Source organism: Thermococcus sp. EP1 (assembly GCF_001317345.1).
GTDB lineage: Archaea > Methanobacteriota_B > Thermococci > Thermococcales > Thermococcaceae > Thermococcus_A.
Genome location: NZ_JXCG01000004.1, coordinates 107,731 through 121,843, shown reverse-complemented (window position 1 = coordinate 121,843; position 14,113 = coordinate 107,731). Strand labels below are relative to the sequence as shown.

General features: G+C 39.5%; 13 protein-coding genes. 9 read left to right on the top strand and 4 right to left on the bottom strand.

Annotated features, from left to right (window positions below; genetic code table 11):
• The 6 genes from EP1X_RS05085 to EP1X_RS05060 are packed head-to-tail and all read left to right on the top strand — an operon-like array spanning position 1 to position 5,775.
• Positions 1-2,718 carry a DNA-directed RNA polymerase subunit A' gene (locus EP1X_RS05085; protein ID WP_055282535.1) on the top strand — a complete coding sequence of 906 codons (2,718 nt, stop codon included), beginning with the start codon at positions 1-3 and terminating at the stop codon, positions 2,716-2,718.
• A 5-nt stretch (positions 2,719-2,723) separates the two neighbouring features.
• On the top strand, positions 2,724-3,911 hold the full coding sequence (gene rpoA2 / locus EP1X_RS05080) for a DNA-directed RNA polymerase subunit A'' (protein ID WP_055282337.1): 1,188 nt from the start codon (positions 2,724-2,726) through the stop codon (positions 3,909-3,911).
• A 14-nt stretch (positions 3,912-3,925) separates the two neighbouring features.
• The gene (locus tag EP1X_RS05075) at positions 3,926-4,228 is read left to right on the top strand and encodes a 50S ribosomal protein L30e (RefSeq protein WP_055282335.1); all 303 of its coding nucleotides are present in this window, start codon (positions 3,926-3,928) and stop codon (positions 4,226-4,228) included.
• Between the two features lie 2 nt (positions 4,229-4,230).
• Positions 4,231-4,668 carry a NusA-like transcription termination signal-binding factor gene (locus EP1X_RS05070; protein WP_055282334.1) on the top strand — a complete coding sequence of 146 codons (438 nt, stop codon included), beginning with the start codon at positions 4,231-4,233 and terminating at the stop codon, positions 4,666-4,668.
• 10 nt (positions 4,669-4,678) lie between these two features.
• Positions 4,679-5,122, top strand: a complete 444-nt coding sequence (locus EP1X_RS05065; protein ID WP_055282332.1) for a 30S ribosomal protein S12 — start codon at positions 4,679-4,681, stop codon at positions 5,120-5,122.
• A gap of 5 nt (positions 5,123-5,127) precedes the next feature.
• Complete coding sequence (locus EP1X_RS05060) at positions 5,128-5,775, top strand: 30S ribosomal protein S7 (RefSeq protein ID WP_055282330.1); 648 nt, start codon at positions 5,128-5,130, stop codon at positions 5,773-5,775.
• Positions 5,776-5,821: 46 nt separating this feature from the next.
• Here the strand turns inward: EP1X_RS05060 and EP1X_RS05055 are convergent, their stop codons facing one another.
• The 4 genes from EP1X_RS05055 to EP1X_RS05040 all read right to left on the bottom strand — a co-directional run bounded on the left by EP1X_RS05055 (position 5,822) and on the right by EP1X_RS05040 (position 10,575).
• On the bottom strand, positions 5,822-7,117 hold the full coding sequence (locus tag EP1X_RS05055) for an FAD-dependent oxidoreductase (protein ID WP_055282329.1): 1,296 nt from the start codon (positions 7,115-7,117) through the stop codon (positions 5,822-5,824).
• Between the two features lie 124 nt (positions 7,118-7,241).
• The gene (locus EP1X_RS05050) at positions 7,242-8,360 is read right to left on the bottom strand and encodes an alkaline phosphatase family protein (protein ID WP_055282327.1); all 1,119 of its coding nucleotides are present in this window, start codon (positions 8,358-8,360) and stop codon (positions 7,242-7,244) included.
• A 66-nt stretch (positions 8,361-8,426) separates the two neighbouring features.
• On the bottom strand, positions 8,427-9,269 hold the full coding sequence (locus EP1X_RS05045) for a DUF835 domain-containing protein (RefSeq protein WP_055282326.1): 843 nt from the start codon (positions 9,267-9,269) through the stop codon (positions 8,427-8,429).
• Positions 9,270-9,330: 61 nt separating this feature from the next.
• Positions 9,331-10,575 (bottom strand): Nre family DNA repair protein, encoded by a 1,245-nt coding sequence (locus EP1X_RS05040; RefSeq protein WP_055282323.1) that lies wholly within the window; start codon positions 10,573-10,575, stop codon positions 9,331-9,333.
• 241 nt (positions 10,576-10,816) lie between these two features.
• Between EP1X_RS05040 and aor the strand changes: the two genes are divergently transcribed.
• From aor to EP1X_RS05025, 3 genes are all read left to right on the top strand, one after another.
• On the top strand, positions 10,817-12,634 hold the full coding sequence (aor, locus tag EP1X_RS05035; protein WP_055282321.1) for an aldehyde ferredoxin oxidoreductase: 1,818 nt from the start codon (positions 10,817-10,819) through the stop codon (positions 12,632-12,634).
• Between the two features lie 78 nt (positions 12,635-12,712).
• Positions 12,713-12,964, top strand: coding sequence for a MoaD/ThiS family protein (locus EP1X_RS05030; RefSeq protein WP_055282319.1), 252 nt, complete (start codon positions 12,713-12,715; stop codon positions 12,962-12,964).
• Positions 12,965-14,092 carry a tungsten cofactor oxidoreductase radical SAM maturase gene (locus EP1X_RS05025; protein ID WP_055282317.1) on the top strand — a complete coding sequence of 376 codons (1,128 nt, stop codon included), beginning with the start codon at positions 12,965-12,967 and terminating at the stop codon, positions 14,090-14,092.
• The last annotated feature ends 21 nt before the right edge of the window (positions 14,093-14,113 follow it).

The window sequence follows — 14,113 nt, the reverse complement described above, 5'->3', positions numbered from 1 at the left end:
ATGCATTCAATGAAAAAGGTCATTGGGAGTATTGAGTTTGGTGTGCTCTCCCCTCAAGAAATTAGAAAAATGAGTGCTGCAGAAATCACAGTTCCAGACACTTACTCAGAGGATGGCTATCCAATAGATGGGGGTCTAATGGATAGAAGATTGGGGGTCATAGACCCTAATCTTAGATGTGAAACTTGTGGTGCCAATTATAAGGAGTGTCCTGGTCATTTTGGACATATAGAACTCGCAAGACCAGTGATCCACGTTGGATTTGCTAAAACAATTTACAGGACTCTTGAGAGCACTTGTAGGGAATGTGGAAGAATTAAGCTTACAGATGATGAGATTGAAGAGTATATGGCTAAGTTGAGTATAAACGAGGCTAGAAAGAGCGAAATTGATGCATTAATCTCAGAGATTCATAAAAAAGCAAAAGAAAGAATGGTATGCCCTCACTGTGGGGCCCCTCAATTTCCAATAAAATTTGAGAGACCAACAATATATTGGGAGATAAGAACTGACGAAGAAGGAAACGAATATAGACACAGAATGATGCCTAGTGAGATAAGAGATAGGTTTGAGAAGATTATCGATAAGGATTTGCCACTTTTGGGACTTGATCCTGAGAAATCACGGCCTGAGTGGATGATACTTACAGTTCTGCCAGTTCCACCAGTCAATGTGAGACCTTCAATAACACTTGAAAGTGGTATAAGGGCTGAGGATGACCTTACACACAAACTTGTTGATATTATAAGAATTAACGCACGTTTAAAGCAAAACATTGAAGCTGGAGCCCCACAACTTATTATCGAAGACCTTTGGGATCTTCTGCAATATCACGTTACTACATATTTTGACAATGAAACCTCAGGAATTCCTCCGGCAAAACACAAAAGTGGAAGGCCTCTTAAGACTCTTGCCCAAAGACTTAAGGGTAAGGAGGGAAGATTCAGGAAGAACCTTAGTGGTAAGCGTGTTAACTTCTCTGCTCGTACAGTAATCAGTCCAGACCCCATGATAAGTATAAATGAAGTGGGAGTTCCTTTGGTAGTGGCAATGGAGCTTACTATTCCAGAAAAAGTCACTGAATTCAATATTGAAAAATTAAGGAAAATGATTCTCAATGGCCCAGAAAAATATCCTGGAGCAAACTATGTTATAGACCCACAAGGTAGAAGGATTCGTCTCATGGAAAGCAATAGAGAGACTATCGCCAACATGATTGATATTGGGTGGACTGTTGAAAGACATCTCCTAGATGGGGATATTGTTCTGTTCAATAGACAACCCTCACTTCACAGAATGAGTATCATGGCCCATAGGGTTAGAGTAATGCCATATAGGACGTTTAGGCTCAATCTAGCAGTTTGTCCACCGTATAACGCTGATTTCGATGGAGATGAAATGAACCTTCACGTACCACAAACAGAAGAGGCCCAAGCAGAAGCTAGGATTTTGATGGAAGTCCAGAATCATATTTTATCTCCAAGGTACGGTGGGCCAATTATTGGAGGTATTCAAGACCACATATCGGGAGGATACCTCCTAACTAGGGAAGGGGCATATTTCACTAAATATGAAGTGGAGCATATGCTAATGTTCGCAGGAGTTGAGGTAAAAGAGCTTCCAAAACCAGATAAAGTTGAAAATGGCGTTGAATACTGGAGTGGAAAGACTATATTCTCCCTGCTACTCCCTGAAGACCTAACAGTATGGTATAAAAACAAATTATGTGATGACCCGTCTCAATGTGAGCCTATTGAAAAGCTTATTGAAGAGAAACTCATTCCAAGCGAAGAAGAGATTAGAAAGGTGGCTACAGACGGATTTGTTTACATCTTAAAAGGTAAATTGCTTAGTGGTGCAATAGACAAGAAGGCATATGGTAGAGAAGATGGTAAGTTGTTGGACATTATAGTTAGAGAGTATGGTGTTGAGAGAGCTAGACAGTTCCTCGATCAAGTGACGAAATTGGCAATATGGGTTATCACCCACAAAGGATTCACTACTGGAATAGACGATGAAGATCTTCCTGGAGAGGCTAAGGCAAGAATTAGAGAAATAATAATGGAAGCAGAGGATAAAGTACGGAGACTTATAGAGGCATACAGGAATGGAGAGTTAGAGCCTTTACCAGGTAAAACCTTAGAGGAAACTCTTGAAAGTAGGATAATGGCGGTTCTATCTGAGGCTAGAGATAACGCTGGTAAAGTGGCAGAGAAGTACTTAGGTATGAATAATCACACTGTCATCATGGCCAAAACTGGAGCAAGAGGTAAGATTCTCAACATCACTCAGATGGCCGCTATGCTTGGTCAGCAGTCTATTAGAGGTAAGAGGCTGTATAGAGGGTATAGGAGCAGAGTATTAAGCCACTTCAAGCCTGGAGACCTTGGTGCAAGAGCAAAAGGTTTCATAGTAAACTCATATAAGAGCGGTTTAACACCTCAGGAGTACTTCTTCCACGCAATGGGTGGTAGAGAAGGTCTCGTTGACACTGCTGTTAGAACAGCACAAAGTGGTTACATGCAACGTAGACTTATAAACGCCCTGCAGGATCTCAAAGTAGACTATGATGGGACTGTGAGAGACCCAACAGGAATTGTTGTGCAGTTCAGATACGGTGAGGACGGAGTGGACCCAATGAAGAGTTGGGGAGGAAAAACTGTTGATATTGATAGGATTATAACAAGAACATTGATAAAGCTCAGGGAGAAGGGGTGAAGGTCATGGTATCACGATCAACTATCAAAAAGCTTGTTGAAAGTAAAGCCTCCAACCTGCCAGAGAAGTTGAGGGAGGAGCTCTTGGAGAAGTTGGTCTCCTATAGTGAGAAATACAAACTGAAAAAGGCAGAAGTTGAGGCAATAATTAATGAAGTCGTTCAGGAATATGAACATGCCTTAGTAGAGCCTGGAGAGGCTGTGGGCACTGTGACAGCGCAATCCATAGGAGAACCCTCTACACAGATGACGCTAAACACTTTCCATTATGCTGGTGTAGCTGAAATTAACGTTACCTTAGGTTTGCCAAGAATCATTGAGATAGTGGATGCTAGAAAGAATCCATCAACACCAATTATGACAGTGTATCTTGATGAAGAGCATAGGTATGATAGTGAAAAAGCCCGTGAAGTTGCAAAACGGATTGAGGGAACTACACTAGAAAGTCTTGCAAGAAGCATGACTCTAGATATACTTAACATGGAATTTGTAGTTGATATAGATCCAGAGCGACTTGAAAAAAGTGGTTTAACCATGGAGAAGATTCAAGCGAAAATTGAACGCTCATTTAAATCTGCCGAGATAGAGTCCGAAGGTACTACCTTGACAATTAGACTGAAAAAAGCTAAGAATGTTTCAACTCTTAGAAGACTTGCCGATAAAGTTAAAAAGCATCGCTTAAAAGGACTCTCAGGCGTAGGAAAAACAGTCATCAGAAAAGAGGGTGACGAATACGTTATCTACACAGAGGGCTCAAACTTCAAGCAAGTACTCAAAGTTCCGGGTGTTGATCCCACAAGGACGAAAACAAACAATATTCACGAAATAGCTCAGGTACTTGGTATTGAAGCAGCAAGAAACGCAATAATTGAGGAAATAGTTAACACAATGCAGGAGCAAGGTCTTGAGGTTGATGTGAGACACATCATGCTCGTCGCTGATATGATGACTATTGATGGTATTGTGAGACCTATTGGAAGACATGGTATCGTAGGTGCAAAGGCAAGCGTGCTCGCAAGAGCGGCGTTTGAGATTACTGTTCAGCATTTGATTCAAGCTGCTGAAAGGGGAGAAGTAGATCCCCTCAATGGAGTTGTGGAGAATGTCCTAATTGGTCAACCCGTTCCAGTAGGAACGGGGATCGTTAGGTTGGCAATGAAATTACCAATTAAAAAACCGGTGGAAGAAGAGTAAAGGAGGTGTAGGTAATGGATTTAGCATTCGAACTTAGAAAAGCTATTGAGACAGGGAAGGTTATCCTTGGATCAAATGAGACTATAAGGCTTGCCAAGACAGGTGAAGCTAAGCTTATAATCATAGCTAAAAATGCACCAAAGGAGGTTAAGGATGATATCAACTATTATGCAAAGCTCAGCAGCATACCGGTATATGAATTTGAGGGGACTAGTGTGGAACTAGGAACGCTCCTAGGTAAACCCTTCGTAATAGCTTCAATGGCAATAGTAGAGCCAGGAGAAAGTAAAATACTCTCATTAGCTGGAGGTAAGTGAAAATGCCACTAAAACTAAACACTGATCAGATAAAATATATTGCACTATTTGAGAGTCTTACAGGAGCTACAGTTCTCGACTGTTTAATTGACACGGCAAGGAACAGGCTAGTCCTCGTTATAAAGAATGGTGAGATGGGTCTAGCATTAGGAAAAAGAGGAAGCAATGTTAAAAGGGTACAAGGCATGATTGGTAAGGATATTGAATTAATAGAGCATTCTGAAAATCCAGAAGAATTCATTAAGAACATTTATAAAACAATGGGCGTAAGGGTTAAAAAAGTACACATAACTGAAAAGAAAAATGGGAAAAAGGTTGCCCTCCTTGATGTCAATCAGCGTGATAAGCCGAGAGCCATTGGTAAGGGAGGGCAAAATATAAATCTTGTCAAGGAACTAATGGAGAGGCATCATGGAATTGAGGAAGTTGTAGTAATTTGAGGTGATGATCATGGCTGGAAAGAAAGCCCCTTACGGTGAATTTGCTGGAAGAAAGCTTAAACTTAAGAGAAAGAAGTTCAGATGGAGTGACATAACTTATAAGAGAAGAGTACTTAGACTTAAGGAGAAGAGCGATCCTCTTGAGGGTGCACCACAGGCGAGAGGAATAGTCTTAGAAAAAATAGCAGTTGAAGCTAAGCAACCAAACTCAGGTATGAGAAAGGCTGTTAGAGTCCAACTTATCAAGAATGGTAAGGTAATCACTGCGTTCACTCCTGGTGATGGTGCTATTAAACACATTGACGAGCACGATGAGGTTATCATTGAGGGAATTGGTGGTCCAAAAGGTGGATCTATGGGTGATATCCCAGGAATTAGATACAAGGTTGTCATTGTTAACAGAACTTCCCTCAAAGAAATAGTTAAAGGTAAAAAAGAAAAGCCAAGAAGGTGATGCTAATGGCCAAATCACTAGAAGAGAGATTTTTCATACCAAAAGATCTCAAGGTCTTTGGTAGATGGAGTGTTGAGGAAGTTGTCGTTGAGGATCCATCTCTTAGACCTTACATTAATCTTGAACCAAGAATCCTTCCCCACAGCCACGGAAGGCATGCGAAGAAACAGTTTGGCAAAGCGAACGTTCACGTAGTTGAAAGACTAATTAACAAGGTCATGAGAAGTGGTGCTTCAAGTTACAAAATTGGCGGTCACTTCATGAGGAGAGAACACCGCTCATTGATGAGCAAAAAGGTAAAGGCTTATGAAGTTGTAAAAGAGGCATTCAAGATTATTGAGCAAAGAACAAAGCAGAACCCAATTCAAGTTCTTGTTAAGGCTCTTGAGAACTCTGCTCCAAGAGAAGATACCACAAACATCATGTTTGGTGGAGTTAGATACCACCTTGCTGTCGACATTTCTCCAATGAGAAGGCTTGATGTTGCATTAAGAAATATTGCCCTTGGTGCAAGCGCTAAGTGTTATAAGAACAAGATAAGTTACGCTGAAGCTTTGGCTGAAGAAATTATAGCTGCAGCTAACAAAGATACAAAGAGTTTCGCATACAGCAAGAAAGAAGAAATTGAGAGGATTGCACAATCCTCTAGATGATATTTTCTTTTCTTCTCTATTCTCAAATTTCTGGAAAAAGAGAAAGTTAGTGAACTAATGTTTTCCCAAGCCACTTAGCTAAAGCCACTATTGTCAAAATAGGTGGCAATCCAGGAGCTTTTGGCAAAACACTTGCATCACAGACATATAGATTTCTTATTTTTGTTTCAAGATTCTCATCAACTACATTTCCAATAGCAGCTACTCCTCCGACGTGTGCCCCTTGGGGTTTTGAGACTAATATAGACTTAGGCTCAGCTCCGATATTTTCTAAGATTTCCTTTGCTATTGATGAACCCTCATTTACTCGTTTCCAATCATCTTTGGTCATTGCTTTTGAAACACTTCCATCAGGGTAAACTCTACCTGATGCATCATCTGCAGTTTTTACCATTATTCCTACGAGCTTGTTTGTGGGCATCATGAAGCCTTTCATTCCCGCTTCCATGAATCTAACTGTTTTGTTAGCGTTTATATGGGGGGAGAGAATGAATCCTTTTTCCTCATGAAACTCATGATTCACAAGAGCCATAAGGGGTTCGCTTACTTGGTTCAACCCTTTTGCTTTCCCGTACACGTTTACAAGAATATCAATGAACAAATTTCTTCCTGCCTCGGATATTCCAGAGTTTTGGAGAATTATAGGGGTACTTAAGGCACCTGCTGCTAGTATGATATTGTCACCTTTAATCTCCACGTATCCATTCTTTCCTTTTCCCCTAATGCCTCTAGCATTTCCGTTTTCTGAGATGATCTGCTCTACCTTAGTTTCGTAAATCACATTGGCACCGTTAGCTATGGCGTCATTTAGGTAATCCAATGCAGTCCACTTTGCTCCTTGAAAGCATCCAAAAGTACAACTCCCACATCTGGCACATTTAGCAAAGTCTAAAAATTTAGGCATTGGTTCCATTGTATACCCTAGTTCTTCTGATGCTTCTTTAATCCTTAAGGAAGCTTCTGATAATAGACTCTCTGGGGTGGGAGCAATTTTCATTTCTTTTTCTGCTTCCTGGAATTCTTTTTCTAGGTTTATTCCAAAGTCTTTAAACTCTTCTTGAAGGCACCTTGTTCCATTTGCACAGGAAACAACAGTAGAACCACCAGCCATTATAGTTCTCCACAGAATAACTCCTTCCTTGGAAGTTCTTGGAGTTTTGTATCCGGTCGTTTCAAAATACCTGAGAGAATCCTTAAATGTTCCGATTTTCCTTTCATATTTCCCAGCTTCGACAATTAGGACATTTTTTCCTCTTTTACTGAGTTCTCTTGCTATGGTTGCCCCTCCGGCACCGGAACCTACCACTATATATTCATATTCCGTAAAATTACCTCCTTTCATTGATTGATTAAAAAATGTGATTACAAAGAGTTGATTTTTCTATTGAGAAAGTGAACCTCAAGGTATATACGGTTTTGGCTGAATATTAGAAATATTTTGGTTTTACTTTACGAGTTCCATAGTTTCATAGTAAGCTTTTTCCGATCATTTCCTTCGGCTTTTCCATGCCAAAGAACTTTAGTATTGTAGGAGCGATATCATAAAGAGTTGCATTTTCTAAGTTTGCTTTCTCAAAGCCCCATAAAATCAAGGGGACTTTTATCACGGGTTCATTTAGAGACCCATGCATGCCTTTTACCCAGTAACTTGATCCTTTTATCCCGTTACATACTTTGTGGGAACAGAACCAGTAACCTTCTTTGGCTGAGACTATGAGTTCTCCACTTTGAGGAGTATCTAAATGGGGCAAATCCTCTCTGAAAAATACATATTTAGTCCCTGGTGCTCGTTTTAATAGATAATATGCTTCTTCAGCCTCATTAGAGTCTTTTAAATAGACATGAACCCCTCCACCAGAGGAAACCCGTAGTGTTTCAATACCATGTTTTTTGAGATAAACCCTTAGATTAACCCATGTATGAACACTTTCTTGCCCGTGGTCAGCAAAGATTATAAAAGCATACTCATCTCTCAATCTTTCCCAGAGTGTATTTAGGGCGGTATCAACAGTTTCCACAGCTTTCATAGTCTCATCACTTAGAGGGCCGTAATCATGTTGCATTCCGTCTATAGAAGCAAAATGTACTAATAAGAGGTCGGGTTTGCATTCCTCGTATAAATAGAGAGCTGAATTCAAAACCCAGCGATCTTTTCTCCAATCCCTTCCATGTTTACGATAAAGATTGTTATCACTGAAGAATGGCGGAAAGATTCTAATGTGAGTGTTACTAAAAGGGGGCATTGTATACGCTGTTACAGAGGCACTTTTTATTCCTGTTTCTCTTAAAATATCGATTATTGTCTTTGCTTTTATAACTTCATGAGGATTAAACGCCACTTCATACTCGTAAAAGTTTACTTTTCTGTCAGCTATTCTATCATAATATCCATTCTCAACCACACCATGTTTTTTGGGAGTAACTCCAGTCACAACACTTGTATGAACTAAATCTGTAAGGGTTGGGAAAATAGACTCTACAACTTCGAAGAAACCTTTTTCTGCAAGTTCACTTAAAAAGGGCATGTGTTTTAGATTATACATCCCATTGCCGTCAATACTTATCAAGGCTAGTTTTTTTCTCATGGGTAAAAGTGAAATAAAAAAGTTAAAAAGTTTAACTTTGGTGAAGCTTGGAGGTAGTTTGTATCTCTAATATTCCTTTTGAACAGCTTCAAGCTCTTCCAATTTTGGGAATTCTCTTAAAAGTAATGCATATTTCCTTTTCTCAAGGGCTTCTTTCTTCACTGGAACGATTATCACGGTATCGGTGAGGATAGCGTAATCTTTTAGAGACGTCAAGAACTTAAACACTGATTCAAAATCATTCTCAACCATTAGGTATTCAAGACCATCAATTATGATACTTTTTGGTCCTTTTTCTGATCTCATAAAAGAGATGAGTTCGTGTGCAAGGCGTTCGAGATTGCGTGGATAAATTACACCAGGACCTTCAACTTTTGCTAACCAGAGAATTGGAACTTCGACCCCTAGTTTTGATTTTAGGTCTTCAGGTTTCCGTCGTGTTATTATGATCGCTTTTCTTCCTTGTAACAGAGTTTTGCACTTTTCACAGAATTCTCCTGAGTGCTTTGTTATATAAACTCCCGGGGGAAGGGTCTTAGCGAGTTCGCCAGGGAATGGTTGGACAATAGGTATAAGCCTATATCTTTGAGTTAAACCCTTAAACAGCTTTATCCAAGCATAGACTAAAAGTATCCCAAAAATGTTTATTAGGAAGTTAGCAATACCATTTAATGTTCTAGCAGTTTTCTCATCTATATCAATGAGACCAGCTCTATCTAAGTTGAGAGGTAAAAAGAATATCTTTGATATAGCATAGACGATGAAACTAATTACCAATAGATCATAAAACTTGAGGATATGTAGATCTCTCTTCCTAAGTTCTCTTCGAACCAGGAGGGCTAGGGCTACGATAATAAACCGAAGGATTAAGTTTCCAATTGCATTGATAGCTCCTATTAGGTCAGCCATAGTCCATCCCTTCTTGGGGCCCCTCTAGCAGAATAAGGCCTATTTATGTTAAGCTTTGGAGCTATATAAAAGTTACCTTATGGTAATTTAAGTAGTAATCGAGGGTTCTTTGTTTTTCCATCTTTAGAATCCAGCTTTTTTTAAGATACTGATTAAATGGATGTTCAAGGAACTTTTTAACTTCGTTTAAGGCTTCTTGTAGTGTGTTGAATCTTCCTATGAGGTTTTCCATAGCCTTCTTTACTCCCACTCTTATCTGCCAAACTCCCACAGGGGCATAGTATCTTGGGGTAATTTCCCTAAATACTAGTATCCGAGCTTGTCTTCTTCTTTTTCTCAGAGTTTCAAGAACACTTAGGCGGGCAGCGTAGTACGCTCCAGTAGTTTGCTCTGCATATCCTTTAATTCCACGAAAGTCTTCATAGTCATGAAGAACCTCAGGTTCCCCACTTCCAAAGAGGGATCCCTTAAGCCATACTTCAAGGAGTTCAAATGCGTAGCTTTCTGGCAGTAGGATAACAGCGTATCTGTTTCCAAGAAATTCATGAAAATAGACCTCAAATTCATTTATTAGTTCGTAATGAAGAACTTCTTTTCTAAGTTTTTTCCCTATAGTATCTTGTACAGCTGTGATACTCCATCTTGTAGGGACAAGTTTTCTGTGGAGTCCTAAGATTCCGGCAGAAAGAAGTCTTATGATATAGTACTCATCAAACCCCCAGTTATATAGACGCATAATAGCTGGTTCAGCTTTTAACTCGTCATTAACGATATAGTCCGTTCTTTTTGGAATTTTTGGATTTTCAGTGAGTTCAAAGTCGAGGAGTTCGGCTTTTGGGCCTATGGGAGGTGCAAATTCACTTGGGAGAACTTTCAACACGGGCTTCTTTTTAAGTAGAATCTCACTATCCACAGGTTTTATTGACATGGCTAATTCTTGTACTTCACTTAGAAGTCTTCCACTTTTCCTTATATTGACATCCGCTTTCATCTCACCCATAACAAGTAAAGAGCGATAGTAAAGAATGTCTTTTATTGTTTTATCTGCCCATTTTAAAGGGCTGTCGAGGTGGGAGGTATTCCCTTCTATAGGTGGCACTAAAGGGCCAATGCGAACTTTTGGATAGCCGTATTCTCCAACGAAAATACTCGGGGGAGAAGAGCCAAATATATCCCTACGATTAATTTTTTCCTCTATACTTTTAGCTACTCTAAAACGTTCAAGAATCGGACAAGTAGGCCGCCCACATAGCAATTTTCTCCCTTTGCAAAGAGCACACAGCTTTGAGTTAAAAAGCTCCATCATTAGATTCATTGAAAATATATTATTTATAGTTTGTTGAGCTCTACTGGTATATTGATTTTTGATTTATGTTTCTTCTTGACACACAGTCAAACTTCTCCGTCTTTTGATTGGGGGGTTTCAAGACGAGAAGAGGTTTGGACGTTAACTATTCAATTAACCTTTTTTACAATATATTAACATTTCTGATTTCCTAAATTTTTATATATAAAGTATAACATATAGTACATCGAGGTGTTTCTTTATGTATGGAAACTGGGGAAAATATATTAGAGTGAATCTTTCGACTGGAGAAATAAAAGTAGAAAGTTGGGATGAAGAAATTGCAAAGAAATGGCTTGGTAGCAGAGGACTTGGGATATATCTTCTTCTAAAAGAAATGGATCCGACTGTAGATCCACTGAGCCCGGATAACAAATTGATAATAGCGGCAGGACCGCTTTCAGGAACAAGCGCCCCTACCGGAGGGAGATACAATGTTATAACTAAGAGCCCGCTTACGGGGTATATTACATTTGCAAACTCCGGTGGTTATTTTGGAGCAGAACTCAAGAAAGCAGGTTATGATGCGGTAGTAATTGAAGGAGCGTCTGAAAAGCCTGTCTATCTTTACATAAACGATGACCACATAGAGCTTAAAGATGCTTCTCATCTATGGGGTAAAACTACAGGAGAAACTGAGAGCATTATACGAAAAGAGCTTAATGATAAGAATATCCGAATAGCAGAAATTGGTCCAGCTGGTGAGAATCTTGTGAAATTTGCGGCAGTGATGAATGATGAACACAGGGCTGCTGGTAGAGGAGGCCCGGGAGCAGTAATGGGGAGTAAGAAACTCAAAGCTATTGCTGTAAAAGGGACTAAAACAGTTCCTATTGCGGATAAGGAAAAATTCATGCAAGTTGTTAGAGAGAAGGTGAACAAGATAAGGAATGATCCAGTTGGTGGTGGAGGATTGCCCAAGTTTGGAACTGCAGTACTAGTGAATATAATAAATGAAAATGGTCTTTATCCACATAAGAACTTCCAAACAGGAGTATTTGAATACGCTTATGAACAAAGTGGTGAAGCAATGGCTGCTAAGTATCTTATTAGGAATAAACCTTGTTTTGCATGTCCCATTGGATGTGCAAGGGTTAATAAACTCCCCACTGTTGGAGAGACTGAGGGGCCTGAATACGAGAGCATTTGGGCACTTGGTTCAAACATGGGCATAAATGACTTAGCAACTATAATTGAAGCTAATCATATGTGTGATGAATTTGGTCTGGATACTATATCAACTGGTGGAACATTGGCAACGGCTATGGAGCTTTACGAAAAAGGACTAATAAAAGATGAGGATCTTGGGGAAGCTCCGCCATTTAGGTTTGGTAACAGCGAGGTCCTTCACTACTATATCGAGAAGATAGCCAAGAGAGAAGGCTTTGGAGACAAGCTTGCTGAAGGAGGATACAGGTTAGCTGAGATGTACAATGGAACAGAGTACTTTATGGGAGTTAAGAAAATGGAACTCCCAGCATATGACCCAAGAGGTGCTGAAGGACATGGATTAGGTTACGCAACCAACAATCGTGGTGGATGTCACATAAAGAACTACATGATAAGTCCAGAAATTCTTGGATATCCATATAAAATGGACCCACACGACATAGGAGATGAGAAGGTAAAGATGCTTATAATCTTCCAGCACCTTACTGCAGTTATAGATGCTGCTGGATTGTGTCTATTCACGACATTTGGTTTAGGGGCAGATGACTACACTGATTTGCTCAACGCAGGTCTTGGTTGGGACTTTAGCACTGACGACTATCTTAAGATTGGAGAAAGAATTTGGAATGCAGAGAGACTCTTCAACCTTAAAGCGGGCCTTGATCCAGCTAAAGACGATACTCTTCCAAGACGCTTCCTTGAAGAGCCAATGCCAGAAGGTCCAAACAAAGGACACACAGTTAGACTTAAAGAAATGCTTCCAAGATACTATGCACTTCGTGGATGGAGTGAAGACGGAAAGATTCCAGAAGAGAAGCTTAAAGAGCTTGGTCTTGATGAATTTATGTGAGTCTTTTTCTTTTATGAAATTTTTTTCATAAAAAATTTTTAATGTTATTGAAGTGAAATATTTTTAAGGTGAGGAATAATGGTAAAAGTTAAGCTTTTTGCAACTCTTATAGGATTCACAGGAAAGAGGGCTATGGAGATAAATGGGGTTAAGACCGTAAGGGAGCTTCTGGATAAAATGGATGAGCTTTTTCCTGGTTTCAAAAAGGAAATTGAGAAAGGTTTTATGATACTTGTTAACGGTCGTAACATAGAGCATCTCCAAGGCCCTGAAACTCCCTTGAAAGAAGATGATACAGTTAGTGTATTCCCCCCCGCTGGAGGGGGTTAAATGGAGCATAAATTCAAACTCTGGGATGCAGAAGTCACAATAAAACCCAAACTTGACATGAAGTATCTTTATATTGAAATAACAAGCCGGTGTAATCTAAAGTGTAAAATGTGTTTTAAACAATATTGGGAAGATGAAGAAGGAGACATGGATTGGGATCTGTTTTTAAAAATTCTTGATGATGCAGAGGAATTTCCAAAGCTAGAGATGATACTTTTTGGGGGTATTGGAGAACCTACTGTACATCCTCTGTTCATTAGGATGGTTAGGGAGGTAAAAAGAAGAGGTTTTGCCTTAGGAATTTCGACAAATGGTACTTTGCTTACAGATGAGGTTCTTGAAGAGCTTGTAAGGCTTGGAGTAGAGTTGATTTATTTTTCCATGGACACTGTTCCAAATGTTTCTGGTGCCATAACTCTTGGACATTTAGCCGCTGCTCTTACAGCCAAAAAAATACAAAAATTAGTGGGATTAAAAAAGAAGTATGGGACAGGGAAACCTTCTATTGGTGTTGAGGTTGTTGTAACTAAAGAAAACTATAATCAACTATCTAAAATAGCTCGTTATCTTAGGGATATCGGTGCTGATACTCTGTTGCTTTCAAATTTAATTCCAATGGCTGAAGAACAAATAAACGACATTGTTTATGATGGTAGTGTTGACATGGAGTACTATGTCCAGGAGCTTGAAAAAATGGCTCATTATGGATTATATATGAAGATCCCCTATTTTGAGCTGAAGAGTGAAAGAAGATGCGAGTTTGATGAAAATAATGCTGCTGTTATTAGATGGGATGGTGAGGTAGCCCCATGCTACAGATTTCTTCATACTTACTATGAGTACATTTTTGGAAGAAAGAAAAAGGTCAATGCGTATTCTTTTGGAAACGTGAAAGAGGAAAGATTAAGCGACATATGGAGAAGTAGGCGTTATACTTGGTTCCGATTTATCATGAAGAATTATGCCTACCCCTCTTGTACAGATTGTTCCCTTCGAGAGTCATGTGACTTTGTTACTACGAGTGATGTTGATTGTTGGGGTAATGAGCCCAGTTGTGCAGATTGTTTGTGGGGAAGGCGGTTGATATTCTGCCCAATACCTCAGCATATGTATGGAAAGTTCTTTTAAACTATTGGCCATTTCTTGTCA

Bases quoted from the DNA above. Each gene is read 5' to 3' on its own strand.
- EP1X_RS05075 (WP_055282335.1), top strand. From the start codon at position 3,926: ATGGATTTAGCATTCGAACTTAGAAAAGCTATTGAGACAGGGAAGGTT.
- EP1X_RS05060 (WP_055282330.1), top strand. From the start codon at position 5,128: ATGGCCAAATCACTAGAAGAGAGATTTTTCATACCAAAAGATCTCAAG.
- EP1X_RS05045 (WP_055282326.1), bottom strand. From the start codon at position 9,269: ATGGCTGACCTAATAGGAGCTATCAATGCAATTGGAAACTTAATCCTT.
- rpoA2 (WP_055282337.1), top strand. From the start codon at position 2,724: ATGGTATCACGATCAACTATCAAAAAGCTTGTTGAAAGTAAAGCCTCC.
- EP1X_RS05030 (WP_055282319.1), top strand. From the start codon at position 12,713: ATGGTAAAAGTTAAGCTTTTTGCAACTCTTATAGGATTCACAGGAAAG.
- EP1X_RS05065 (WP_055282332.1), top strand. From the start codon at position 4,679: ATGGCTGGAAAGAAAGCCCCTTACGGTGAATTTGCTGGAAGAAAGCTT.
- EP1X_RS05040 (WP_055282323.1), bottom strand. From the start codon at position 10,575: ATGATGGAGCTTTTTAACTCAAAGCTGTGTGCTCTTTGCAAAGGGAGA.
- EP1X_RS05085 (WP_055282535.1), top strand. From the start codon at position 1: ATGCATTCAATGAAAAAGGTCATTGGGAGTATTGAGTTTGGTGTGCTC.
- aor (WP_055282321.1), top strand. From the start codon at position 10,817: ATGTATGGAAACTGGGGAAAATATATTAGAGTGAATCTTTCGACTGGA.
- EP1X_RS05070 (WP_055282334.1), top strand. From the start codon at position 4,231: ATGCCACTAAAACTAAACACTGATCAGATAAAATATATTGCACTATTT.
- EP1X_RS05055 (WP_055282329.1), bottom strand. From the start codon at position 7,117: ATGAAAGGAGGTAATTTTACGGAATATGAATATATAGTGGTAGGTTCC.
- EP1X_RS05025 (WP_055282317.1), top strand. From the start codon at position 12,965: ATGGAGCATAAATTCAAACTCTGGGATGCAGAAGTCACAATAAAACCC.
- EP1X_RS05050 (WP_055282327.1), bottom strand. From the start codon at position 8,360: ATGAGAAAAAAACTAGCCTTGATAAGTATTGACGGCAATGGGATGTAT.